Here is a 22,814-nt window from a genome sequence, read left to right as displayed (position 1 = left end):
TCGCACCGTACCCACCCGTGCGCTACCACCCAGCGGCGGAGCCCTGATCGCTACCGGATGGTGCACTCGCCCGTGAGGGCCACGGAAAAGCCGTCAGGAACCTCTCGCCTGCCTGCCGAACCCGGCCACGACCGGATGGCCGGAACTCTGACCGCCCCTGATCCGTCGACACCCCCGATCAGCGCACCCGCCGCACTCCCCGCCACGCAGGACCCGCGATCGAGCCGACGACGCGCCACGGCCAACCACGCGCGAGGTCGCTGGCGGTGACGCACCAGGGCGCGCTCAGTGATGGCGTCGCGGGACGCGATCGACGAGTGGCCGCGTCCGCGCCGGCCAAGGGCACTCGTGAACACCCCCGGCTGGTGAGGGCCTCTTACGGAAGGGGACCGGGTGCCTGTCGCCGATCTCGGTGGCGAGCAGCCGCAGTTGGCCGGCGGCCCGGATCCGTGTCACCTCGTCGTCGGCCCGGTCGGGGTCGACGGTGTCGGGGGCGTGGCCCTCCAGGCCGAGCGGGACCGCCTTCAGGGTGCCGTGCCCGTGCGCGTGCCCGTGCGCGTGCCCGTGCCGTGCCCGTGCCCCGTCGCGCCGAGCGAGCCGAACAACTCGGCGCGCACGGCGGCGGTAGGGGCGAGCGGGCCCTCGGTCTTCAGCCGCCGCGCGAACATCCCGGCGGCGCGCGTCGGGCCGACCGGGTGCGAGTTGGAGGGGCCGATACCGATGGCGAACAGATCGAAGACGGAGAGGGCGACGGCGCGCTCACTCGCTGGTGAACGCGGTGTACTCGTCGGCGGTCAGCAGGTCCGTCGGCTCACCCGCGGCGTCGTCGAGGCGCACCCGGAACAGCCAGCCGGCCTCGAAGGGCGCGGAGTTCACCAGGGCGGGGTCGTCCACCACGTCCTGGTTGACCTCGGTGATCTCGCCCGAGACCGGCGCGTACAGGTCGCTGACCGACTTGGTCGACTCCAACTCGCCGCACGGCTCGCCGCCGGTGACGGTGGAGCCCACCGCGGGCAGCTCGACGTAGACGACGTCGCCCAGCGCGTCGGCGGCGTAGGCGGTGATGCCGACCGTCGCCACGCCGTTGTCGGCGGTCGACAGCCACTCGTGCTCCTTGCTGTAGCGCAGGTGCTCCGGGTTGCTCATTGAGATTCTCCTGAGAGGTGGCGGTGAGGGGGTGGGAGAGGAAGGGCCGAGGAAGGGGCGGGCGGAGAACGGGCGGAGAACGGGCGGAGAGGGAAACGGGGGGCGCGTCACTTCTGGCGTGTGTAGAACGGCGGCGCGACCACGTCGAACGGTTCGTGAGTGCCCCGGATGTCCACGGCCACGCCCTCGGTGCCGGGCGCCGCGTGTGCCGGGTCGACGTACGCGAGGGCGATCGGCTTGCCCAGGGTCGGGGACGGCGCCCCCGAGGTGACCTGGCCGATGACGGCGCCCCCGGCGTCCACCACCGCGAACCCGGCGCGCGGGACGCGGCGCCCGCGCGCGACCAAGCCGACGAGCGCTCGCGGCGGGGCGCTCGCGGCGCGTTCGGCGGCGGCGGCCAGGCGCTCGCGCCCGACGAAGTCGCCCGGCTTGTCGAAGCGCACCACCCGTCCGAGTCCGGCGTCGAACGGGGTGGTGGCGGTGGTGAGTTCGTGTCCGTACAGCGGCATGCCCGCCTCCAGCCGCAGCGTGTCGCGGCAGGCGAGCCCGCACGGCACCAGCCCTTCGGGCTTTCCGGCCTCGGTGATCGCCCGCCACAGCGGCTCGGCGTCGGCGGGGGCGCAGAACAGCTCGAAGCCGTCCTCGCCGGTGTACCCGGTGCGGGCGATCAGCGCGCGGCGGCCGGCGACGGTCCCGGGCAGGCCCGCGTAGTACTTCAGCCCGGCCAGGTCGGCGTCGGTCAACCGGCCGAGGATGCCGGGGGACTCGGGGCCCTGGACGGCGATCAGCGCGTACGCGTCGCGGTCGTCGCGCACGGCGGCGTCGAACCCGGCGGCCCGGTCGGTCAGGGCGTCGAGCACCGTCCCGGCGTTGGAGGCGTTGGCGACGACGAGGTACTCGTGCGTGTCGAGCCGGTAGACGATCAGGTCGTCCAGGATGCCGCCGGCCGCGTCGCAGATCATCGTGTAACGGGCCCGGCCCACCGGCAGCGCCGAGAGCAGGCCGACCAGCGCGTGGTCGAGCAACGCGCCCGCGCCGGGCCCGGTGACGGTGATCTCGCCCATGTGGGAGAGGTCGAAGAGCCCGGCGGAGGTGCGCACCGCCTGGTGCTCGGCCCGCTCGCTGCCATAGCGCAGCGGCATGGACCAGCCGGCGAAGTCGGTCAGCGTGGCGCCGAGGGCACGGTGCACGGCGTCGAGGGCGGTGGGGCGGGGGGAGCGGGCGGTGTGGTCGCCCGTCATGGGCGTGGTGGGCGTCATGAGCTGGCTCCAGGGCTGCGGCGGGGAGGGCAGGGGTCGGCGCGTCCCCTCCCCATCTGTCATCGGCACCTGAGAGGTTCGCCGCGACCCTGTCGGGCGGCGCGGCTTGCACCGTGGGTGGGGTCCGTGCCCGGCGCCGAGGATTCGGCGGCGGACGGCCCGCTTTCCAGATTCGCCTTCCGCGCGCGGTATCAGGGGCCTGAGAGATTCAAGGGAGGACTTGCTCCTTCGGCGCCCCGGCGGACCGGGGACTCTCCCGCGCATGGTCGAACGGCCGGTATGTGATTGTGCTTCTGGACTGCTCGCACATCATCGCATGAGCGCTCGTGAGGTCGTCGCTGGGCCACCCGGCCCGACGGATTCAGCCGTTAGGGTGGTGGGCAAGGACCGAACGGGGGAGATGGGGGTCGAGCGGGATGAGCGTGCCCAGGCCGGGGCCCGGCTACGGCGGCGGTGGCTGGCCGAGCAACGAGCTGGAGGAGGCCCTCGCCACCGCGCTCGGCGCCCGGGACGCGGGCCCCCGGCTGCTCCGGGTGCTCTCCCGCAGCTCCGTGTGGATTCCGCTGCCGGAGGGCGGCGGCCGGGAGAGCCGGACCCTCGATCTGCCCACCATCGACCTGAACGGCGGAGTCTTCGTTCCCGTCTTCAGCTCGGCCGAGCAGCTCCACCTCGGCGGCGCCTCGCACCTGTCGTTCGCCGTGGCGCCCGCCTGGGAGTTCGCGCGCGGGCTGCCGCCGCAGGTGGGCATCGCGGTCAACCCCGGGGGCACGGTCGGCATCCCGGTGCCGCCCTCGGCCGTCGCCGAGCTGTGCCGCGCCACGCCGGGCGAGCGCACCCCCGGGGTGCCGTCCGGCGCGCGGATGCGGCTGTTCCAGCCGGACTGGCAGGAGGAGCCGGTCGACTTCCTCGGCGCGGCGTCGGCGGAGCTGTCCGCGCTGCCGTTCGTGCGGACCGCGCGCCGCGGGTTGGCCAGCGCCGAGGGCGGCCCGCCGTCCCTGTTCATCGGCATCGAGCTGGAGCAGCTGGACGAGGAGTTCCGCACGGCCGTGGGCGAGGCGCTCGGCCGCGCGCTGGCCGGCCGGCCCGTCGTCTGGCCGGTGCAGCTGGTTCTCCTGGATGCCGTCGATGACCCTGTGGTGGACTGGTTGCGGGAGTGCGTCACGCCCTTCTACACACGGAACGGGTGAGCGGCTGACACCTCGTCCGCGTGGTCCCTGGCTTTCGATGCCGCTGTGACGGGCATGTGAGGGGTGGCTGACGGGCACAGGTGCATCCGAGGTGCGAGGAGGTCCGCCCCCTGTGAGTGCGGGACGAAGCGTCGAGGAGCTGCTGCCCCTGATCACCGCCGACCGGCTGGACACCTATGAGGAGCTGCTGGCCGCGCTGGCCGGGAGCGAGGTGTGGATGCTGCTGTGGCACGGCGGCCCCGGGGAGCCCGAGTCCCAGTACGGCAGCGTGGAGGTCGCGGGCCACGGCTACGCGCCGGGCGTCTCCTCCGAGCGGGAGCTCGCCGCCAGCGGCTGGACGCGCCGGCACGAGGTCGTCAGCGGCCGGGACATCGCCGCCGCGCTCTATCCCGAGCACTGGGGCCTGTGGCTCAACCCGCACGCGCCGGGCGGCGGCCTGGGCATCCCGTGGCTGGACCTGCGCCGGATCGCGGGCGGTCTCGACCGGCTGCCCGCCGGGCCGCTGCGGATCACCGAGCCGAGCATCCGGGCGGACGCCTTCTACGAACGGCTCGTCGCGCTCGCCCGCCGCACGCCGGTGCTGCGCAGCCTGCGCCGGGCCTGGGTGCGGCCGGCGCGCGGCCCGGCGTATCTGGTGATCGGGCTGGACGTGGACGATCCGGGGGAGCGGACCGCGACAGCGGTGCGGTGGATGATGAGCCAGGCCATCGTGGCGGTGCCCGCCGGGCTCCCGGTGGGCACGGTGGCCATGGCCGACGCCTACGACCCGGTGGCGATGTGGCTGCGCGCCCACGCCCGTCCGTTCTACGACCGCGACGCTCCCGGCCCCGCGCCCCAGGGGCAGGACCCGGCCGGGCTCCGCCGGCACGGCTACGGCTACCCGCGCCCGTACTGAACGGCGGCCGTGTCGATCGGTGCGCGGCGGCGGTTTCGGGCGCGCCCCCTGGGTACTCGGGGGCGCGCCCCCTGGGTACTCGTCGCGATGCCGCCCCGGGCCCCCGGAGGTAACCTGGCGCTCAGATTCCACGAAAAGGACGAAAGCTCCGAAAGGGGACCCTGTATGTATGCCATCAAGAGCACGCTGCCGGATGCCACCCTCAAGATCGTCGGGGAGGCACTCCAGGGCGCGCTGGTGGATCTCATCGATCTCTCGCTGGTCGCCAAGCAGACCCACTGGAACATCATCGGCCCCCGGTTCCGCTCCGTTCATCTCCAGCTCGACGAGGTCGTGGAGACCGCGCGCGTCCAGTCCGACACGGTCGCGGAACGCGCCGCCGCGCTCGGCCTGTCACCGGACGGGCGCGCCTCGACGGTGACGTCCGCGACGGGCATCGCGAAGGTCGCCGACGGCTGGCAGCAGGACACCCAGGCGATCCGCACGATGGTCGACGCCCTCGGCGCGGTGATCGTCCGGATGCGCGAACGCCTCGACGACGTCGGCCCGGTGGACACGGTCACGCAGGACGTGATCATCCAGCTCACGAAGGAGCTGGAGAAGCACCACTGGATGTTCCAGGCGGAGAACGGCAGCGCCTGACGGGCGTGCGGCGGTCGACCGCCGCACGTGACGCGCCACGGCGCGAAGACCCCGGCTCTCGCGGGACGCGAGGGGCCGGGGTCTTCGCGCGTTCGGCCCCCCGGGGCTGCGGCGCCGCGCGCGGGGGCGCATGCTGGGCGCATGGTCCGAGCGCGCGTCGTCGTCTATCCGCCCACGGCGGGGGGTGGCCGGCGCGTGCGCGTCGGGGAGGAGATCCTCGGGCGGGCGCGCTCGGCCGGCGAACTGCTGGAGTTCCTCCGCCGGGCCGGGCTCGATCCCGACGCGGTGGATCTCCACGATCCGGACCTCATCGAGTGGCGCGGCGGCGGGCCCGGCGTGTGGGAGTGAGCGGCGGGCTCAGGCCGCGTCCGCGTGCCGAGCCGTGCCGTGCCGCCCAGTCCAGGGCGTGGTCCGCGATCTCTTCCCAGCCCTCGTGGGCGGCGGTCAGCCGGTCGCGGCCGGAGAGCTCCTCGTACTCCGTGACGGCGGCCGACGTCGCGTACCGGCGGAAGGTCTCCCGGACGACCGAGGTGGGGCCGCGTCCGCCGTGCCCCCGGCGAGCGGCGGCGGCGCACGGCCACCGTTGCGGTAGGAAGCGCGCTTTCACGCGACCGACCCGGGGATTGGCTCAACGCATGGTGAACGAAGCGGTGGTTTGACGGATGTTCAACGACCGACACGGTCGGTCGCGCTCCTCTCCCCTTGTGTGACCAAGGGCACGGACCGTACAGCTGGTACTACTGAATGTGCGCGATATCCCGTCGCGGGGGGACGATTTCATGGCCACACCACTGTCCGCCGACCAGCTGCTCAAGGCTCTGAAGGACGAGGGCGTCAAGGTCGTCGAGTACCGGTCCTGAAGCACCAACAACCGTGACAGCGTGGGTGCTTGGGGTCCAGTGCACGGGGTGATGCTCCATCACACCGCCACCTCGGGCACCGACACCACAGTCGAGCTGTGCTACGAGGGACGGGCGGACCTGCCCGGGCCGCTGTGTCACGGCGTCATCGCCACGGACGGCACGCTCCACCTCGTGGGTCACGGCCGTGCCCACCACGCCGGCCCCGGCGACGGCGATGTGCTCGACGCCGTCAGCGCCGAGACCTCCCTGCCCGAGTGCGACCAGAGCGGCACCGACGGCAACCCGCACTTCTACGGCTGGGAGTGCGTCACTCGGTGACGGCGAGGACTCCTGGCCCGGCGAACAGGTCGAGGCCATCGTCCGCGCCTCGGCCGCCCTCTGCCGCGCGCACGGCTGGGGCAAGAAGGGCGACACCTCGGTCATCGGCCACCTGGAGTGGCAGCCCGGCACGGTGGACCCGCGCGGCCCCGGACTGTCGCTGGGCGACGTCCGCGCGCGGGTCCGGGAGCGGCTCGGGCACGACGCGGACTGGAGCCCGGGCGGGGGCTGACCGCCCCCGCGGTACGAAGCACGGCACAGCGAGACGCGCGGCTGGTACGTCGTCTCCGAGGAGGGGCATCTCACCCATGTGCCCGACCCCGACACGCGTCACCTGCGGGCGGCGGTCTTCGAGCGCGAGGAGGACGCCCAGCGCTGCGCTTCCGAACTGACCCGGCTCGGCACGCTCAACTGACGGCCCCGGCGGCCCGGCGCACCAGCTCGATATAGCGGTCCCAGTCCCAGTGCGGCCCCGGGCAGATCCGCACCACGTCCGGCACCTCGTTGTGCCCGACGATGTGCTCCCGGTCGACCGGGATGCCGTACCGCTCGCAGATGCCCGCCACCAGCGCGGCCGACGACTCGTACAGCGCGTCCGTCAGATACGACGGGTCGTCCGCCCAGCCCTCGTGCTCGATGCCGACGCTCCGCTCGTTGAAGCCCCGGTGCCCCGCGTGGAACGCGACGTCCAGCTCCCGCGCGAGCTGCGCTATGTGCCCGTCGGTCGACCGCACCACGTAGTGCGTGCACGCGCCGTGCTCCGGGTCCTGGAAGACCCGCAGCGTGATCGGGTACGTCGCCTCCGGCATGTGGACGACCACGCGGTCGATCGGGTAGTCCCGGGGCCGGTTCGCCCGCCGGTAGTTCGCCGAGGAGGCCGGGACCCACTCCGCGCCGGGGTGGTCCACCTCGCCCGTCACGCGCGGCGCCTCGACCCCCGAGTGCCGCCACCACAGCCGGGAGAGCGTGTCCCGCGCGGCGAGTCCGCCCACGCCGACCACTCCCGTGGCCCCGGCCACCAACAGCGCGCGGCGGCCCGGCCGTCCGGTGGCCCGGGTGGTGGATCGCCCACCGGAATGCTCGCCCATCAGTCCCTCGACCCCCCTCGCCCCGCATCCCACTCAACGCCCGCGCCGCGCGGGCGGTTCCGCACCGGCTCGTAGAATCGGCCTCACCATGCCGTATCTCGACCACGCCGCGACCACGCCGATGCTCCCCGAGGCCATCGCGGCGATGACCGCCCACCTCCCCGCCACCGGGAACGCCTCGGCCCTGCACGGCTCCGGACGGCGGGCCAGACGCGCCGTGGAGGAGGGGCGCGAGACGCTGGCCGCGGCCCTGGGCGCGCGGCCCAGCGAGGTGGTCTTCACAGCCGGCGGTACCGAGGCGGACAACCTGGCGGTCAAGGGCCTGTTCTGGGCCCGCCGGGACGCCGACCCGCGCCGCGTCCGGGTGCTGGCCAGCCCGGTGGAGCATCACGCGGTGCTGGACGCCGTGCGGTGGCTGGCCGACCACGAGGGCGCCCGGGTGGAGTGGCTGCCGGTGGACCGATACGGCCGGGTGCCCCCCAGCGCGTTGCGCGAGGCGCTGGCGCGCGACCCGGACGACGTCGCCCTGGTCACCGTGATGTGGGCCAACAACGAGATCGGCACCGTCCAGCCGGTCGCCGAGCTGGCCGCCGTCGCCCGCGAGCACGGCATCCCGATGCACGCCGACGCGGTGCAGGCCGTCGGCCAGCTCACCGTCGACTTCGCCGCCTCCGGCCTGGCCGCCGTCACCGTCTCGGGGCACAAGATCGGCGGCCCGTACGGCATCGGGGCCCTGCTGCTCGGCCGGGACTGGGCCCCGACCCCCGTGCTGCACGGTGGTGGCCAGGAGCGCGAGGTCCGTTCCGGCACCCTGGACGTGCCCGCCATCGCGGGCTTCGCCGTCGCCGCCGAGCTGGCCGCCGCTCGGCGCGAGGACTTCGCCCGCGAGATCGGCGCGCTGCGCGACGAGCTGGTCGCGGCCGTCACCGCCGCCGTGCCGGACGCGGTGCTCGGCGGCGACCCGGACCCGGCCGGACGGCTGCCGGGCAACGCCCACTTCGCTTTCCCCGGCTGCGAGGGCGACTCCCTGCTGCTGCTCCTCGACGCGCGGGGCATCGAGTGCTCCACCGGCTCGGCCTGCACCGCGGGCGTCGCCCAGCCCAGCCACGTGCTGCTGGCCGCCGGGGCCGACCCGGACCTGGCGCGTGGCACGCTGCGCTTCAGCCTGGGCCACACCTCGACCAAGGAGGACGTGACCGCCGTGGCGGAGGCGATCGGCCCGGCGGTCGAACGGGCCCGCACGGCGGGGCTCACCTGACGCGGCCCTTACTCTGGAAGGGTTATGACTGACACCTTTCCCAGGCGCCGCTCGCGCGTGCTGGCCGCGATGTCCGGCGGCGTGGACTCCGCCGTCGCCGCGGCGCGCGCCGCCGAGGCAGGACACGAGGTGACCGGCGTCCATCTCGCGCTCTCGGCGAACCCCGCCTCGTTCCGCACCGGCGCCCGCGGCTGCTGCACCATCGAGGACTCCCGCGACGCGCGCCGCGCCGCCGACGTCATCGGCATCCCGTTCTACGTGTGGGACCTCGCCGAACGCTTCCGGCAGGACGTGGTCGAGGACTTCATCGAGGAGTACCGCGCGGGCCGCACGCCCAACCCGTGTCTGCGCTGCAACGAGAAGATCAAGTTCGCCGCGCTGCTCGACAAGTCGCTGGCCCTGGGCTTCGACGCCGTCTGCACCGGCCACTACGCCACCGTCGTCCGCTCCGGGGACGGGCAGCGGGAGCTGCACCGCGCCGCCGACCTCGCCAAGGACCAGAGCTATGTGCTCGGCGTGCTGGACGACCGGCAGCTCGCCCACGCCATGTTCCCGCTGGGCGACACCCGCTCCACCAAGGACGAGATCCGCGCCGAGGCCGAACGGCGCGGGCTCGCCGTCGCCAGGAAGCCGGACAGCCACGACATCTGCTTCATCGCGGACGGCGACACGCAGGGCTTCCTGGCCGGCCACCTGGGCTCGGCCGAGGGCGACGTCCTCGACGAGCGGGGGCGCCGGATCGGCACCCACCAGGGAGCGCACGGCTTCACCATCGGCCAGCGCCGCGGCCTGCGGATCGGTCACCCGGCTGCGGACGGCAAGCCGCGCTACGTGCTGGACATCTCGCCGGTGGACAACACGGTGACGGTCGGTCCCGCCGAGGCGCTGGACATCGTGGCCCTGACCGCGATCCGGCCTCGCTGGTGCGGCGCGCCGCCCGCCGGGCCCGGCGCGTACACCGCGCAGCTGCGGGCACACGGCGGCGAGACCCCGGTGACGGCCGAGACCGTGGGGGAGGAGCTGCGGGTGCGGTTCGACCGGCCGGTGCGCGGGGTGGCCCCGGGGCAGGCGATCGTGCTGTACGACGGGACGCGGGTGGTCGGCTCGGCGACGATCGCGACGACCCAGCGGCCGGTCGGGGCCGTCGGCTGAGGCGCGCCGCGCGGACCGGGGCCGAGGAGCGGACGGGCCTCAGGAGATGTCGCGGCGGCGGTTGGCCAGGACCGGGATCGCCCGCCGGGCGTGGTCCGTCTCGGCCGGGTCCAGGTCCGTGACGAGCAGGCCCGGTTCGGCGCCGAGCCGGGCACGTACCTCGCCCAGCGGGGAGACCACCATGCTGTGGCCGATGCCGGTCGGGGCCGTGGTCGCGGGTGGCGTGCCGACCGTGGCCGGGTCAGCCTGCCCGGTCGCGACCACCCAGCTCGTGCTGTCCAGCGCCCGGGCACGGACCAGCAGCTCCCACTGCTCGCGCTTGCCCGGGCCCGCTCCCCACGAGGCGGACAGCAGGATCACCCGCGCGCCCTCCTCGGCCAGCCGGGTGAACAGGCCGGGGAACCGCACGTCGTAGCAGGTGGCGAAGCCGATGGTCACGCCGTCGAGCACGGCGGTGACGGCTCGTTCGCCGGGCGCGACGGTGGCCGACTCCGCGAAGCCGTAGGCGTCGTACAGGTGCAGCTTGTCGTAGTGCGTGTCCACGCCCCGGCCCGTGATCAGCAGGGTGTTCCGCACCCGACCGTCGTCCGCCGGGGTGAACATCCCCGCCACCACCAGCACTCCGGCGCTGTCCGCGAGGGCGCGCACCCGCGTCGCCCACGGCCCGTCCAGCGGCTCGGCGACCGGTCCGAGCGGGATACCGAACCGCGCCATGGCGGCCTCGGGGAAGACCACGGCGTCGGCCCCCTCGGCCGCCGCGCGCGTGACCTGCTCGGCGATGACCGCCAGGTTCTCCGAGGGTGAGACCCCGGCCGCCAGTTGGCTCGCTGCGATGCGCACGGGTTGTTCTCCTTCGCTGCCGCGTCGTAGGTCACCATGGTCGTATGGCGACACATGTGATCACGGGTGCGGGGTCGGGAATCGGCGCGGCGCTCGCGCGACGGCTCGCGGAGCGCGGCGACGCGCTGTGGCTGTGGGCGCGCGACGCGGGGCGCGCGAAGGAGCTCGCGGGGCGTTTTCCCGGCGCGCGCACGCTCGTCGGGGATCTGGCCGAGCCGGAGCGCCTGTCCTGGGCGCTCGGCCACCAGTCGCCGCCCGACCGGATCGACTCGCTGCTGCACGTCGCCGGCGTCGTGGACCTCGGGGAGATCGGCGAGCTGACGCCGAAGATCTGGCAGGCCACCCTCGCCGCCAATCTGGTGGCCCCGGCCGAGCTGACCCGGCTGCTGCTGCCGCAGCTGAGGGCGGCCCGGGGCCATGTCCTCTTCGTGAACTCGGGCGCCGGGCTGCGCGCCCACCCGGGGTGGGCCGCGTACGCCGCGAGCAAGCACGGCCTGAAGGCCCTCGCCGACGCGCTGCGCGGCGAGGAGGCGGCCAACGGGGTGCGGGTCACCAGCGTCTACCCGGGCCGCACCGCGACACCGATGCAGGAGAAGGTGCACCGGCAGGAGGGCGCGGAGTACGACGCGGACCGCTGGATGACGGCCGACTCGGTGGCCACCACCGTCCTGACCGCCCTCGACCTGCCGCGCGGCTCGGAGATCACCGATCTGAGCGTGCGCCCGGCCGGGTGACCGGGCCGGGAGTGGACGCGGTGACCTACGTTGAGACCGTGACCGACGTGACTGAGAAGTGGAAGTTCCCCTGGGGCCCGGCCGCCGCGACCGGGATCGGCTCGATGCCGGGCGAGGACGCCCGGGAGGCGGTCAGGACCGCCACCGGAGCGCTGGAGGCGTTCCCGTTCCTGCCGGAGCTGCCCGCGCGCGGGCCGGGCGCCGACATGACCGGGCGCACCGCCGGGCTGCTGGCCGAGCTGTACGCGCACGTCGAACCCAGCGGCTGGCGGATCAGCGACCGGCCGGGCCGGGACACCCGGCGGGCGCGGGCCTGGCTGCGCGAGGACCTGGACGCGCTGGAGGAGTTCACGCAGGGGTTCGAGGGCGCGCTGAAGGTCTCGGCGGTCGGCCCGTGGAGCCTGGCGGCGGCGCTGGAGCGGCGCAACGGCGAGGCGATGCTGGGCGACGCCGGGGCCTGCCGCGACCTCGCCGGCTCGCTGGCCGAGGGGCTGCGCGAGCATCTCGCCGACGTGCGGCGCCGGGTGCCGGGTGCCCGCCTCGTCCTCCAGCTGGACGAGCCGTCGCTGCCGGCCGTGCTGACCGGCCGGGTGCCCACCGCCAGCGGATACCGCAGCCACCGGGCCGTGGACCGGGCGGTGGCCGAGGAGACGCTGCGCGGCCTGGTCGCGGTGGCCGGTGACGATCCGGTGGTGGTGCACTGCTGCGCGCCCGGGGCGCCGCTCGGGCTGCTGCGGCGGGCCGGGGCGCGGGCGATCTCGGTGGACTTCTCGCTGATCACCGAGCGTGATGACGAGGAGATCGGTGAAGCGGTGGAGGATGGCGTCGCGCTGTTCGCGGGCGTCGTCCCGGGGACCGGCGTCACGGCGGAGGCGTTGTCAGACCCGGCCGGTACTGTCGGGGGAGTCAGGTCGCTTTGGCGCAGGCTGGGGCTGCCCCCGGCATCCCTCGCGGAGTCGGTGGCCGTCACTCCGGCCTGCGGGCTCGCGGGTGCCTCACCGGCGTACGCGCGTGCCGCGCTGAGCCATTGCGTCCGGGCGGCGAGGTCCCTCGCCAACGACCCTGAGTGATGAGGGAGACGAGACAGTGGCTGGCGAACCGTCTGTCGAGCAGCAGTCAGTCGTGCCCGCCGAGGCGCGGGAGCGGCACGCGCGGCTCGCCGAGCAGGTCGAGGAGCACCGCTTCCGGTATTACGTGAAGACGCCCGTCATCAGCGACGCCGTGTTCGACGCGCTGCTGCGGGAGCTGACGGTCCTGGAGGAGGAGCATCCGGAGCTGCGCACGCCCGACTCGCCGACGCAGAAGGTCGCCGGGGCATATGAGACGGAGTTCACCTCGGTCGCCCACCGGGAGCGGATGCTCTCGCTGGACAACGCGTTCGCCGACGAGGAGCTGGCCGCGTGGGCCGAGCGCGTCGCCGAGGAGCTGCGCGGCATTCCGTATCACTTCCTGTGCGAGCTCAAGGTCGACGGCCTGGCGGTCAATCTGACGTACGAGCACGGCAGGCTGACCCGGGCCGCGACCCGCGGCGACGGGCGTACCGGCGAGGACATCACGCCCAACGTGCGCACGATCGAGGAGGTGCCGGACCGGCTGACCGGGGACGACGTGCCGGAGCTGGTGGAGATCCGCGGGGAGGTCTTCTTCCCGATGGAGCGCTTCGCCGAGCTGAACGCCCGGCTGGTCGAGGCGGGCGAGAAGCCCTTCGCGAACCCGCGGAACGCGGCGGCGGGCTCCCTGCGGCAGAAGGACCCGAAGATCACCGCGACCCGGCCGCTGCGGATGGTGGTGCACGGGATCGGGGCCCGCGAGGGCTTCGGCATCGACCGGCTGTCCCAGGCGTACGACCTGCTCAAGGGGTGGGGACTGCCGACGGCGCGGGCCGCCGAGGTGGTCGACTCCCTGGACGGCGTGCGGGGGTTCGTCGCGTATTACGGGGAGCACCGGCACGCGGTGGAGCACGAGATCGACGGCGTGGTGGTGAAGCTCGACGAGATCCCGCTCCAGGGCCGTCTCGGCAGCACCTCGCGCGCCCCGCGCTGGGCCATCGCCTGGAAGTATCCGCCGGAGGAGGTCAACACCAGGCTGCTGGACATCCGGGTCGGTGTGGGCCGCACCGGGCGCGTCACGCCGTACGCGGTGGTCGAGCCGGTCACGGTGGCCGGCTCGGAGGTGGAGTTCGCCACGCTGCACAACCAGCAGGTGGTGAAGGCCAAGGGCGTGCTGATCGGGGACACCGTCGCGCTGCGGAAGGCGGGCGACGTCATCCCGGAGATCCTGGGCCCGGTCGCGGATTTGCGGGACGGCACCGAGCGGGAGTTCGTGATGCCCGCCGAGTGCCCCGAGTGCGGCACGGGGCTGATGCCCATGAAGGAGGGGGACATCGACCTGCGCTGCCCCAACGCGCGGTCGTGCCCCGCCCAGTTGAGGGAGCGGCTCTTCTACCTCGCGGGTCGCAAATGCCTGGACATCGACCACTTCGGCTATGTGACCGCCACCGCGCTCACCCAGCCGCTGGAGCCGGCCGATCCGCCGCTGCGGGACGAGGGGAGGCTGTTCGAGCTGACCGTCGAGGAGCTGCTGCCGATCAGGGCGTATGTGCTGGACCAGGACACCGGCCTGCCCAAGCGGGACCCGGAGACCGGCGAGCCGAAGATCGCGTCCGTCTTCGCGAATGCGCAGGGCGCCCCCAAGAAGAACACGCTGGCGATGCTGGCGGGCGTCCAGGAGGCCAAGCGGCGTCCGCTGGCCCGGATCATCGCCGGCCTGTCGATCCGGCACGTGGGCCCGGTGGCGGCCGAGGCGCTGGCCCGCGAGTTCCGGTCGCTGGACCGCATCGCGGAGGCGAGCGAGGAGGAGCTGGCCGCGACCGAGGGGGTCGGGCCGACCATCGCGGCCTCACTGAAGGACTGGTTCGCCGAGCCGTGGCACCGGGAGATCATCGAGCGGTGGCGGGCGGCCGGGGTGCGGCTGGCCGAGGAGGAGCGGGCGGACGCCGGACCGCGCCCGCTGGCGGGCGTGACCGCCGTGGTCACCGGCACGCTGCGGGACTTCACCCGGGACGTGGCCAAGGAGGCGTTGCAGAGCCGGGGGGCGAAGGTCACCGGCGCGGTGTCCAAGAAGACGGACTTCGTGATCGTCGGGGACAGCCCCGGCTCCAAGTACGACAAGGCCGTGCAGCTGAAGGTGCCGGTGCTGGACGAGGCGGGGTTCGCGGTCCTGCTGGAGCAAGGGCCGGACGCCGCACGGGAGGTGGCGCTTGTGCCGCAGGAGCCGGGGGAGGAGCCGAAGGAGAAGGCGAAGGAGAAGGCGGCCTCCTGACGGACCGTCGGCGGGCCCGGGAGGGCGTGTGACCGAAGGCATATGCCAGAAGAATATGAAGATATGAAAGGGTGTCAGTGGCCGGGAAGGTTCCCTGCCGCACACGGCCTCCGGCAGCCTAGGGTGGGGTGATGCGCCCGCTTCGGGCGCGGGCGAAGCCAGCCGTGAGAGGGACCTCCGCATGCAGTCAGCCCGCCCAGGGAGACCGACCACCCAGCGTGGTCCCGGCGGCCTGTACCGGTATCTCGGACCCGCCGTCCTCGCCGGAGCCGGGATCGCGTTCCTCATCGGCGTGATCCGGGTGCTCGCCGAAGGGCGCGCGCTCTTCCCCGGCGAGCACGCCGGCTGGGGCTTCGCGCTCCTCACCGGGCTCGTCGTCGCCCACCTGGTCGCCGTCGGCCGCGACCGTTGGTGGGGCGGCAGCGGCTCGGGAGCCGCGCTCGCCCTGGCGATGCTGCTGCTCTACGGCTGGGTGCCGGCCGCGCTGGTCAGCCTCTCCGTCGTCACCCTGGTCGGCGCCGCCCGCCGCGACCGCTGGCCGGACGCGCTGCTGCACGGCGCCATCGACATGCTCGGCGTCGGCGCCGCCGCGCTGGCGCTGGCCGCCTGGGGCACCCGGCCCAGCGTCGAGCACCCCTGGGAGCCCGCCGACTGGCAGACTTCGACGCTGCCCCAGCTCCTGCTGGGCGCCTGCGCGTATCTGCTGATATCCCGCTCGCTGCTGTGGCTGAGCACGACCCCGCCCGGCGGCCTGCCCTCGCTGGCCGCCGCCGCCCTCCTCCGGCAGGGCCTGGTCGCCATAGCGCTGCTGTGCATAGCCCCCCTCATCGTCGTGGTGGCCGTGGACAAGCCGGTGGTGCTGCCGCTGTTCGCCGTGCCGTTGATAGCCCTCGACTCCTCGTTCTGGATGGCCCGCGCCCGCGACGAGGATCAGCTCCTCGACCCGCTGACCGGACTGCCCAACCGGCAGTGGCTGCTGGAGCGGACCCGTACCGCGCTGACCGAGGCCGCCCGGTCCGGCGACCGCGCCGCCCTCGTCCTCATCGACCTGGACAGCTTCCGCTCCGTCAACGACACCCTCGGCCATCTCACCGGCGACCGGCTGCTGCTCCAGATCGCCGACCGCATCCAGCGCGACCTGCCGCGCGACGCGGAGGTAGCCCGCCTCGGCGGTGACGAGTTCGCCGTGCTGCTCCCCCGCGTCGCCTCCGCCACCAGCGCCCAGCGCGCCGCGCGCGCCATCATCGGCTCCCTCAGCGCCCCCCTCGACCTGGACGGGCTGACGCTCGTCGTCGAGGCCAGCGCGGGCGTCGCGGTCTTCCCCGAGCACGCCCCCGAGGGCGAGGGCCTGCTGCGCCGCGCCGACGTCGCCATGTACGCCGCCAAGCGCGACCGCAGCGGCGTCGAGGTCTACGACGCCAGCCGCGACGGCAACACCCCCGACCGGCTGGCCCTCCTCGGCGACCTGCGCCGCGCCCTGGACACCGGCCAGGTCGAGCTGCACTACCAGCCCAAGGTCGGCTTCGACGGCGTGGTCGTCGGCCTGGAGGCCCTGGTCCGCTGGGAGCACCCCGACCGCGGCCGGGTCCCCCCGGACGAGTTCATCGCCATCGCCGAGACCTCGGGGCTGATGCCCCGCCTGACCGAATACGTGCTGGAGACGGCGCTCGGCCAGGTCGCCCGCTGGCGCGCCGTCGGCCTCACCGTCCCGGTCGCGGTCAACGTGTCGCCGCGCGACGTCTACACCCCCGGCTTCGCCGGCGCGGTGGCCGCCCGGCTGGCCCGGCACGGCGTGCCCGCCGGCTCGCTCCAGCTGGAGATCACCGAGCACGTGATGCTGGAGGACCCGCAGCAGGCCGCCGACACGCTGGCCGGGCTCACCGGCCACGGCGTGCGGATGTCCCTGGACGACTTCGGCACCGGGTACTCCTCGCTGGTCCACCTCCGCCGCCTGCCGGTGAGCGAGCTGAAGATCGACCGCTCCTTCGTCGCCCGCCTCACCATCGACAGCGAGGACGCCGAGATCGTCCGCTGCACGGTCGAGCTCGCGCACTCCCTCGGCCTCGTCGTCGTGGCCGAGGGCGTCGAGGACGACGAGACCTGGGAGCGACTGCGCGCCATGGGCTGCGACGCGGTGCAGGGCTGGCTGGTGGCCGCCGCCATGCCGCCGGCCGAGACCACCGCCTGGCTCCGCGCCCGCGACAGCGCCCTGCCCCACCGCGAGGCGGTCGGCGCGACGGACCCGTCCGCCCCGGCGGACCCGGCCGAGGACACCACCCCCAGCGACGTCCCCGCCGACCGCGCGCCCGTCCGCTGAGGCGGCCCCGGCGGAATCCTGGCGCGGGCGGTGGCGGGGTCCCCCTAGGATTGGGCTCGCACCGGTGACACCGGCACGGTGTCCCGTGCGACTTCCGAACCAGCCCGCGACGAGCAAGAGGATCGCCCCATGCCTGGCATCACGCGCGAGGAGGTCGCCCACCTCGCCCGGCTGGCGCGTCTGGAGCTGACGGCCGAGGAGCTCGACCACTTCGCCGGACAGCTCGACGACATCATCGGCGCGGTCGCCCGCGTCGCCGATGTCGCCGCCGAGGACGTACCGCCGACCTCCCACCCGCTGCCCCTGACCAACGTCATGCGCCCCGACGAGGTCCGGCCGTCCCTGAGCGCGCGGCAGGCGCTGTCGGGCGCCCCGGCGCAGGAGCAGCGGCGTTTCAAGGTGCCGCAGATCCTGGGGGAGGAGTGACCGACATGGCAGATCTGATCCGGCTCACCGCCGCCGAGCTCGCCGCCCGCGTCGCCGCCGGTGACGTCAGCGCCGTCGAGGTCGCCGAGGCGCACCTCGCGCGCATCGACGCCATCGACGAGAAGGTGCACGCCTTCCTGCACGTGGACCGCGAGGGCGCCCTCGCCCAGGCCCGCGCCGTGGACGACAAGCGCGCCAAGGGCGAGCCGCTCGGCCCGCTGGCCGGTGTGCCGCTGGCGCTCAAGGACATCTTCACCACCGAGGGCGTGCCGACCACTGTCGGCTCCAAGATTCTCGAAGGCTGGATGCCGCCCTACGACGCCACGGTGACCAAGCGCCTCAAGGACGCCGGCATCGTGATCCTGGGCAAGACCAACATGGACGAGTTCGCGATGGGCTCCTCCACCGAGAACAGCGCGTTCGGCCCCACGGGCAACCCCTGGGACCTCACCCGCATCCCCGGCGGCTCGGGCGGCGGCTCCGCCGCGTCCCTCGCCTCCTTCCAGGCGCCGCTGGCCATCGGCACCGACACCGGCGGCTCCATCCGGCAGCCCGCCGCCGTTACCGGCACGGTCGGCGTCAAGCCCACCTACGGCGGCGTCTCCCGGTACGGCATGGTCGCGTTCTCCTCGTCCCTGGACCAGGGCGGCCCCTGCGCCCGCACCGTGCTGGACGCGGCGCTGCTGCACGCGGTGATCGCCGGGCACGACCCGATGGACTCCACGTCCATCGACGCCCCCGTGCCGCCCGTCGTCGAGGCGGCCAGGGCCGGTTCGGTCGAGGGGCTGCGGGTCGGCGTGGTCAAGGAGTTCCGCGGCGAGGGCTTCCAGACCGGCGTGCTGCGGCGCTTCGACGAGGCCGTCGAGCTGCTGCGCGAGCTGGGCGCCGAGGTCGTGGAGCTGTCCTGTCCGTCCTTCGAGGCCGCCCTCGCCGCGTATTACCTGATCGCGCCCTCCGAGTGCTCCTCGAACCTGGCCCGCTTCGACGCCATGCGCTATGGCCTGCGCGTCGGAGACGACGGCACCCGTTCCGCCGAGGACGTCACCTCGCTCACCCGCGAGGCGGGCTTCGGCCCCGAGGTCAAGCGCCGCATCATCCTGGGCACCTACGCCCTCTCGTCCGGGTACTACGACGCCTACTACGGCAGCGCGCAGAAGGCCCGCACGCTCGTCGTCCGCGACTTCGCGCGGGCCTTCGAGCGGGTGGACGTCGTCGTCGCGCCGACCACCCCGACCACCGCCTTCCCGATCGGCGAGCGCGCCGACGACCCGATGGCGATGTACCGAGCCGATCTGTGCACCATCCCCGTGAACCTGGCGGGCAACGCCGCGATGTCCCTCCCCTGCGGCCTGGCCCCCGAGGACGGACTCCCGGTGGGCCTGCAGATCATCGCCCCCGCCATGGCCGACGACCGGCTGTACCGTGTGGGTGCGGCGGTCGAGGCCGCCTTCCGGGCACGCTGGGGACACCCGATTCTGGAGGAGGCGCCCGCGCTATGAGCAAGAAGCAGAAGTCCAAGGCGAGCATGTACCTGTCCCTCGGCACCACGCTGTTCGGGACCTTCAGCGTCGCCAGGCGCCTGAAGGAGGCCCGCAGCGAGGGCGACCGACTCCAGCTCGCGGACGCGATCGTCTCGGCCGCCGCCATCGTCACCAGCGTCGCCCTGCTGGCGCGCGAGCTGCGCCGGGTCGCCGAGGACGACTCCGGCATCCTCAGCGACTGAACGCGGCACCGAGCATCCGAGAGGTAGTACCCCAGTGACGACCGTTACAGAGCTGGTGTCGTACGAGGACGCGCTGACGTCCTACGACCCCGTCATGGGCCTGGAAGTCCATGTGGAGCTCGGCACCAGGACCAAGATGTTCTGCGGCTGCGCCACCACCCTGGGCGCGGAGCCCAACTCGCAGACCTGCCCCACCTGCCTCGGCCTGCCCGGGGCGCTGCCGGTGGTCAACGCCGTCGGCGTGGAGTCCGCCGTCCGTATCGGCCTCGCCCTCAACTGCGAGATCGCGGAGTGGTGCCGCTTCGCCCGGAAGAACTACTTCTATCCGGACATGCCGAAGAACTTCCAGACGTCGCAGTACGACGAGCCCATCGCGTTCGACGGCTACCTGGACGTCCAGCTGGCGGACGGCGAGGTCTTCCGCGTCGGTGTCGAGCGCGCCCACATGGAGGAGGACACCGGCAAGTCCACCCACATCGGCGGCGCGACCGGCCGCATCCACGGCGCCTCGCACTCCCTGCTCGACTACAACCGGGCCGGCATCCCGCTGATCGAGATCGTCACCAGGCCGATCACCGGCGCCGGCGAGCGCGCCCCGGAGATCGCCCGCGCCTACGTGGCCGAGTTGCGCGAGGTCATCCGGGGCCTCGGCGTCTCCGAGGCCCGGATGGAGATGGGCCAGCTCCGCTGCGACGTCAACCTCAGCCTGCGCCCGCACGGCCGGGAGACGTTCGGCACCCGCAGCGAGACCAAGAACGTGAACTCGCTGCGCAGCGTGGAGCGGGCCGTCCGGTTCGAGATCCAGCGGCACGCCGCCGTGCTGAACGCCGGCGGGAGCATCGTCCAGGAGACCCGGCACTTCCACGAGGAGAACGGCAGCACCACCGCCGGCCGCGTCAAGGAGGAGGCCGAGGACTACCGGTACTTCCCGGAGCCCGACCTGGTGCCGATCGCCCCCGCCCGGGAGTGGGTGGACGAGCTGCGGGCCACGCTGCCCGAGCTGCCGCGGCTGCGCCGCAACCGGCTCCGCGAGGAGTGGGGCCTCACGGCCCACGAGATGCAGTCCGTCCTCAACGCGGGCGCCATCGCCCCGATCGTGGCCACCATCGAGGCGGGCGCCGACACCGCCGCGGCCCGCAAGTGGTGGATGGGCGAGCTGGCCCGCCGGGCCAACGAGCAGGGCGTGGAGCTCTCCGCGCTGCCCATCACCCCGGCCCAGGTCGCCCGCGTGGCCGCCCTGGTCACCGAGGGCGCGCTCAATGACAAGCTGGCGCGGCAGGCCATCGAGGGCGTGCTGGCCGGCGAGGGCGAGCCGGACGAGGTGGTCGAGAAGCGCGGGCTGCGGATCGTCTCCGACACCGGGGCCCTGGGCCAGGCCGTCGACGAGGCCATCGCCGCCAACCAGGCCATCGCCGAGAAGGTGCGGGCCGGCAAGGTCGCGGCGGCCGGCGCCCTGGTCGGCGCGGTCATGAAGGCCACCCGCGGCCAGGCGGACGCGGCCATGGCGCGGCAGATGATCCTGGAGCGCCTCGGCGTGACGGAGTGAGGCCCCGCCGCCCCCGGTGGCCGCCCGCCCGGCCGACCCGTTCGGGTTGACGTGGCGGGAGCGGGACAGTGTTGTCGTTGGTGGCGGCGGGGCGGAGTAATCGGCGGATAGCGCGTGAGTTGTTCATCTCGCCGACGACGGCGAGTGCGCATGTGTCGAACATGCTGGCGAAGCTGGAGGTGCCGGGCCGGGGGAGGCCGCCGCCCTCGCCCACCGGCTGGGTCTCACCCGGCCGCCGGCGGTCACCGGCTGAGGGGGCGGTCAGTGGAGCTGGTCGAGGAGCGCCAGCGCGACCCGCGTCTGGTATTCGGCCTGGTCCTCCACGGGCACCGGGCGGGGCGTGAAGTCCCGCTCCAGCCGGGCGCACCACTGGCGCAGCAGCCGCTCCAGCGTGCCCCGCACGCCGGCGGTCGCGGCGGCGGCCGGGCCGGTGCCCGGCGCGGGCAGGGTGCGCAGCAGCATCGCGGCCGACCGCATCACCAGCCGCCGGGCCGCGATGTCCAGCCCGGCGACGCGCCCGGTGTTCAGCCGCGGCCCGGTCTCCCGCAGTAGCACCGAAGGCTCCCAGTCCCGGGCCAGCCCCGGCGCGTTCGCGAGGAACTCCTCGATGGCCGGCACCATCGGCTCGGGCCGCTCCAGGTGCGGCCGGGCCGCGTCGAGCTGCTCCAGGATCAGCCGCGCGTCGTGCCGCAGTGCCTCCCCGATCTCCCGCAGCGCCTCGCCGGGCGCCGGATGCGGCGCCGGGTCGGTCGTGGTGTCCGAAGCCCACTGCGGAGCCTCGATCACGGCGGAGACGGTGCCGTAGCGGAACGGATAGAGCCAGGTGGACCTGGCGGTGCTGTCGGGCAGCGACTCGAACTGGTCGATCCCGCCCGGCGGCGGCATCGTGTAGACGCCGGGGGCCGGACTGGGCCAGTGGAAGGCGTCGAACGGGCCGGGGTCGAGCGGGATGTCCAGCTCGGCGGCGGCCCGTTGCAGCGGTGCCACCACGGTGGGCAGGTCGTGGGTGAGCTGCACCCAGCCGCCGCCCACCTCGGAGCCGTGCAGCGAGCACTGGAGCACGGGCCGCAGCTCGTCCAGGAGCTGGACGATGGTCCGGGTCTCGGGCAGCGGCGGCTCACCCCGGGCCGGCAGCCACTCGGGCTGCTCGGCGAAGGCCGGCCGGAAGAAGTGCCGGTAGTACCGGGTGAGGGAGGCGGGCGTCCGCAGCCAACCCTCGTTGTGGCGGGCGCCGTCCGGGTCGGCGCAGAGCAGGAAGTGCCATGAGGTCCCGTGGAGCCCCGCCACCCGGTCGGCGAGCCTGAGCGCGGTCATCCCGCCGATCGGCTCGTTGGCGTGGGCGCCCGCGACGACCAGTACGTTCGCCGGGCCGGTGCCGGCCGACAGCAGCAGCAGCGGGTGGCCGAGGCGGGACTTGCCGACCTGGCGCAGGAGGAACAGGTCGGGGTCACGGTCGACCAGTGACTCGGCCGCGGCGGCGAGCTGGTCGACGGTCTTGTAGGCCATGACTCAGCCGCCGGTCGGGCCCGAGTGCGCTGGCCGAGCCTGCTGAGCCATGGAGCACCTCCGGGAGTGGCGGTCGCGTCACGTGGAGTCAGTACACCCACGGCCCAGTCGGCCGTCAAGGGCAACTCCCCCGCATCGGACGCACATTGACGCCACCCGTATGCGGAGGCGAACGGTCCTGGCGGTGCCTGAGCACCCCTGGTGAGGAGGGCTGAGGACCCCGCGTACGGCGAAGTTCCGGATGTTGCCCGATGTGGCGGACCCCCCTGGGAGAGGAGTGTTACCAGTAGCCCGGGAACACCGGGTGACCAGCCAGGACGAGGGAAGCGGATCATGTTCCAGGACTTCGGGAGCGTCGAGGCCCGCATGGAGATCCTCCGCCGGGAGGCCGAGCGGGAGCGGCTGGCGGCCGAGGTGCGCGCGGCGCGCCGCGATTCCGCCGCCACGAAGCCCGAGGGGCGGGTGAGAACGGAACGGGAGGCGGACGTATCGCCCGGAGGAAGGATTCGCGGCGGACGGCGGTGGGTCCTGCGCTGGGGCGCGGGCGCCTGACAGCGGTCGGACGGGTTGTCAGACGTGTGGGCGATGCTGCC

The 22,814-nt window shown here is 73.8% G+C and carries 21 protein-coding genes, 3 pseudogenes and 1 riboswitch; of the genes and pseudogenes, 17 read left to right on the top strand and 7 right to left on the bottom strand.

The features are described 5' to 3' along the window. Positions 1 to 402 precede the first annotated feature (402 nt). From OIE51_RS07570 to gcvT, 3 genes and pseudogenes are all read right to left on the bottom strand, one after another. A pseudogene (locus tag OIE51_RS07570) lies at positions 403 to 731 on the bottom strand (serine dehydratase beta chain); the annotation flags it as partial. A 28-nt stretch (positions 732 to 759) separates the two neighbouring features. Then, positions 760 to 1,146, bottom strand: coding sequence for a glycine cleavage system protein GcvH (gene gcvH, locus OIE51_RS07565; RefSeq protein WP_326596420.1), 387 nt, complete (start codon positions 1,144 to 1,146; stop codon positions 760 to 762). A 107-nt stretch (positions 1,147 to 1,253) separates the two neighbouring features. Next, the gene (gene gcvT / locus OIE51_RS07560; protein ID WP_326596419.1) at positions 1,254 to 2,405 is read right to left on the bottom strand and encodes a glycine cleavage system aminomethyltransferase GcvT; all 1,152 of its coding nucleotides are present in this window, start codon (positions 2,403 to 2,405) and stop codon (positions 1,254 to 1,256) included. A gap of 176 nt (positions 2,406 to 2,581) precedes the next feature. Next, positions 2,582 to 2,674: riboswitch (glycine riboswitch) on the bottom strand. A 147-nt stretch (positions 2,675 to 2,821) separates the two neighbouring features. Between gcvT and OIE51_RS07555 the strand changes: the two genes are divergently transcribed. The 4 genes from OIE51_RS07555 (at position 2,822) to OIE51_RS07540 (ending at position 5,477) form a co-directional block, all read left to right on the top strand. Continuing rightward, positions 2,822 to 3,592 (top strand): enhanced serine sensitivity protein SseB, encoded by a 771-nt coding sequence (locus OIE51_RS07555; protein ID WP_326596418.1) that lies wholly within the window; start codon positions 2,822 to 2,824, stop codon positions 3,590 to 3,592. Between the two features lie 112 nt (positions 3,593 to 3,704). Then, positions 3,705 to 4,487 carry an enhanced serine sensitivity protein SseB C-terminal domain-containing protein gene (locus tag OIE51_RS07550; RefSeq protein ID WP_326596417.1) on the top strand — a complete coding sequence of 261 codons (783 nt, stop codon included), beginning with the start codon at positions 3,705 to 3,707 and terminating at the stop codon, positions 4,485 to 4,487. Positions 4,488 to 4,652: 165 nt separating this feature from the next. Then, entirely contained in the window at positions 4,653 to 5,129 is a 477-nt protein-coding gene (locus OIE51_RS07545) for a Dps family protein (RefSeq protein ID WP_326596416.1), read from the top strand. Positions 5,130 to 5,270: 141 nt separating this feature from the next. Further along, the gene (locus OIE51_RS07540; RefSeq protein ID WP_326596415.1) at positions 5,271 to 5,477 is read left to right on the top strand and encodes a hypothetical protein; all 207 of its coding nucleotides are present in this window, start codon (positions 5,271 to 5,273) and stop codon (positions 5,475 to 5,477) included. Here the strand turns inward: OIE51_RS07540 and OIE51_RS07535 are convergent. Beyond that, complete coding sequence (locus OIE51_RS07535; protein WP_326596414.1) at positions 5,437 to 5,736, bottom strand: hypothetical protein; 300 nt, start codon at positions 5,734 to 5,736, stop codon at positions 5,437 to 5,439. The two genes, OIE51_RS07540 and OIE51_RS07535, sit on opposite strands and share 41 nt — an antisense overlap. A gap of 172 nt (positions 5,737 to 5,908) precedes the next feature. Between OIE51_RS07535 and OIE51_RS07530 the strand changes: the two are divergent. Continuing rightward, positions 5,909 to 6,521 (top strand): annotated as a pseudogene (locus tag OIE51_RS07530) (peptidoglycan recognition protein family protein); the annotation flags it as partial. 196 nt (positions 6,522 to 6,717) lie between these two features. Here the strand turns inward: OIE51_RS07530 and OIE51_RS07525 are convergent. Then, positions 6,718 to 7,398: an N-acetylmuramoyl-L-alanine amidase gene (locus tag OIE51_RS07525; protein ID WP_326596413.1), complete on the bottom strand. Its 681-nt coding sequence runs from the start codon at positions 7,396 to 7,398 to the stop codon at positions 6,718 to 6,720. 88 nt (positions 7,399 to 7,486) lie between these two features. On the opposite strand from OIE51_RS07525, the gene OIE51_RS07520 reads away from it, so the two are divergent. After that, positions 7,487 to 8,656 (top strand): cysteine desulfurase family protein, encoded by a 1,170-nt coding sequence (locus OIE51_RS07520; protein ID WP_326596411.1) that lies wholly within the window; start codon positions 7,487 to 7,489, stop codon positions 8,654 to 8,656. A 24-nt stretch (positions 8,657 to 8,680) separates the two neighbouring features. After that, positions 8,681 to 9,808 (top strand): tRNA 2-thiouridine(34) synthase MnmA, encoded by a 1,128-nt coding sequence (gene mnmA / locus OIE51_RS07515; protein ID WP_326596409.1) that lies wholly within the window; start codon positions 8,681 to 8,683, stop codon positions 9,806 to 9,808. A gap of 39 nt (positions 9,809 to 9,847) precedes the next feature. Here the strand turns inward: mnmA and OIE51_RS07510 are convergent, their stop codons facing one another. Beyond that, positions 9,848 to 10,648, bottom strand: coding sequence for a carbon-nitrogen hydrolase family protein (locus OIE51_RS07510; protein ID WP_326596407.1), 801 nt, complete (start codon positions 10,646 to 10,648; stop codon positions 9,848 to 9,850). A 44-nt stretch (positions 10,649 to 10,692) separates the two neighbouring features. On the opposite strand from OIE51_RS07510, the gene OIE51_RS07505 reads away from it, so the two are divergent. From OIE51_RS07505 to OIE51_RS07465, 9 genes and pseudogenes are all read left to right on the top strand, one after another. Next, positions 10,693 to 11,382: an SDR family oxidoreductase gene (locus OIE51_RS07505; protein ID WP_326596406.1), complete on the top strand. Its 690-nt coding sequence runs from the start codon at positions 10,693 to 10,695 to the stop codon at positions 11,380 to 11,382. 47 nt (positions 11,383 to 11,429) lie between these two features. Beyond that, positions 11,430 to 12,452, top strand: coding sequence for a methionine synthase (locus OIE51_RS07500; RefSeq protein WP_326600533.1), 1,023 nt, complete (start codon positions 11,430 to 11,432; stop codon positions 12,450 to 12,452). A gap of 16 nt (positions 12,453 to 12,468) precedes the next feature. Further along, positions 12,469 to 14,703 (top strand): NAD-dependent DNA ligase LigA, encoded by a 2,235-nt coding sequence (gene ligA / locus OIE51_RS07495; protein WP_326596405.1) that lies wholly within the window; start codon positions 12,469 to 12,471, stop codon positions 14,701 to 14,703. Between the two features lie 181 nt (positions 14,704 to 14,884). Further along, positions 14,885 to 17,020 (top strand): putative bifunctional diguanylate cyclase/phosphodiesterase, encoded by a 2,136-nt coding sequence (locus OIE51_RS07490; protein ID WP_326596403.1) that lies wholly within the window; start codon positions 14,885 to 14,887, stop codon positions 17,018 to 17,020. Positions 17,021 to 17,149: 129 nt separating this feature from the next. Then, on the top strand, positions 17,150 to 17,446 hold the full coding sequence (gatC, locus tag OIE51_RS07485) for an Asp-tRNA(Asn)/Glu-tRNA(Gln) amidotransferase subunit GatC (RefSeq protein ID WP_326596402.1): 297 nt from the start codon (positions 17,150 to 17,152) through the stop codon (positions 17,444 to 17,446). Between the two features lie 5 nt (positions 17,447 to 17,451). Further along, positions 17,452 to 18,945, top strand: a complete 1,494-nt coding sequence (gene gatA, locus OIE51_RS07480; protein WP_442811879.1) for an Asp-tRNA(Asn)/Glu-tRNA(Gln) amidotransferase subunit GatA — start codon at positions 17,452 to 17,454, stop codon at positions 18,943 to 18,945. Beyond that, the gene (locus tag OIE51_RS07475) at positions 18,942 to 19,169 is read left to right on the top strand and encodes a hypothetical protein (RefSeq protein WP_326596399.1); all 228 of its coding nucleotides are present in this window, start codon (positions 18,942 to 18,944) and stop codon (positions 19,167 to 19,169) included. Before gatA ends, OIE51_RS07475 begins: the two co-directional genes overlap by 4 nt. Positions 19,170 to 19,203: 34 nt before the next feature. Continuing rightward, positions 19,204 to 20,715, top strand: a complete 1,512-nt coding sequence (gene gatB, locus OIE51_RS07470) for an Asp-tRNA(Asn)/Glu-tRNA(Gln) amidotransferase subunit GatB (RefSeq protein ID WP_326596397.1) — start codon at positions 19,204 to 19,206, stop codon at positions 20,713 to 20,715. A gap of 34 nt (positions 20,716 to 20,749) precedes the next feature. Further along, positions 20,750 to 20,968: pseudogene (locus tag OIE51_RS07465) on the top strand (response regulator transcription factor); the annotation flags it as partial. A gap of 8 nt (positions 20,969 to 20,976) precedes the next feature. Here OIE51_RS07465 and OIE51_RS07460 read toward each other — a convergent pair. Next, positions 20,977 to 22,221: a M14 family zinc carboxypeptidase gene (locus OIE51_RS07460; protein ID WP_326596395.1), complete on the bottom strand. Its 1,245-nt coding sequence runs from the start codon at positions 22,219 to 22,221 to the stop codon at positions 20,977 to 20,979. A gap of 333 nt (positions 22,222 to 22,554) precedes the next feature. On the opposite strand from OIE51_RS07460, the gene OIE51_RS07455 reads away from it, so the two are divergent. Next, positions 22,555 to 22,773, top strand: coding sequence for a hypothetical protein (locus OIE51_RS07455; protein ID WP_326596394.1), 219 nt, complete (start codon positions 22,555 to 22,557; stop codon positions 22,771 to 22,773). Positions 22,774 to 22,814: the final 41 nt, after the last annotated feature.

The sequence above is a fragment of the Streptomyces sp. NBC_01803 genome (assembly GCF_035917415.1).
GTDB lineage: Bacteria > Actinomycetota > Actinomycetes > Streptomycetales > Streptomycetaceae > Streptomyces.
Note: the sequence above shows the minus strand (reverse complement) of the source record. Positions and strands in the feature narration are given on the sequence as shown.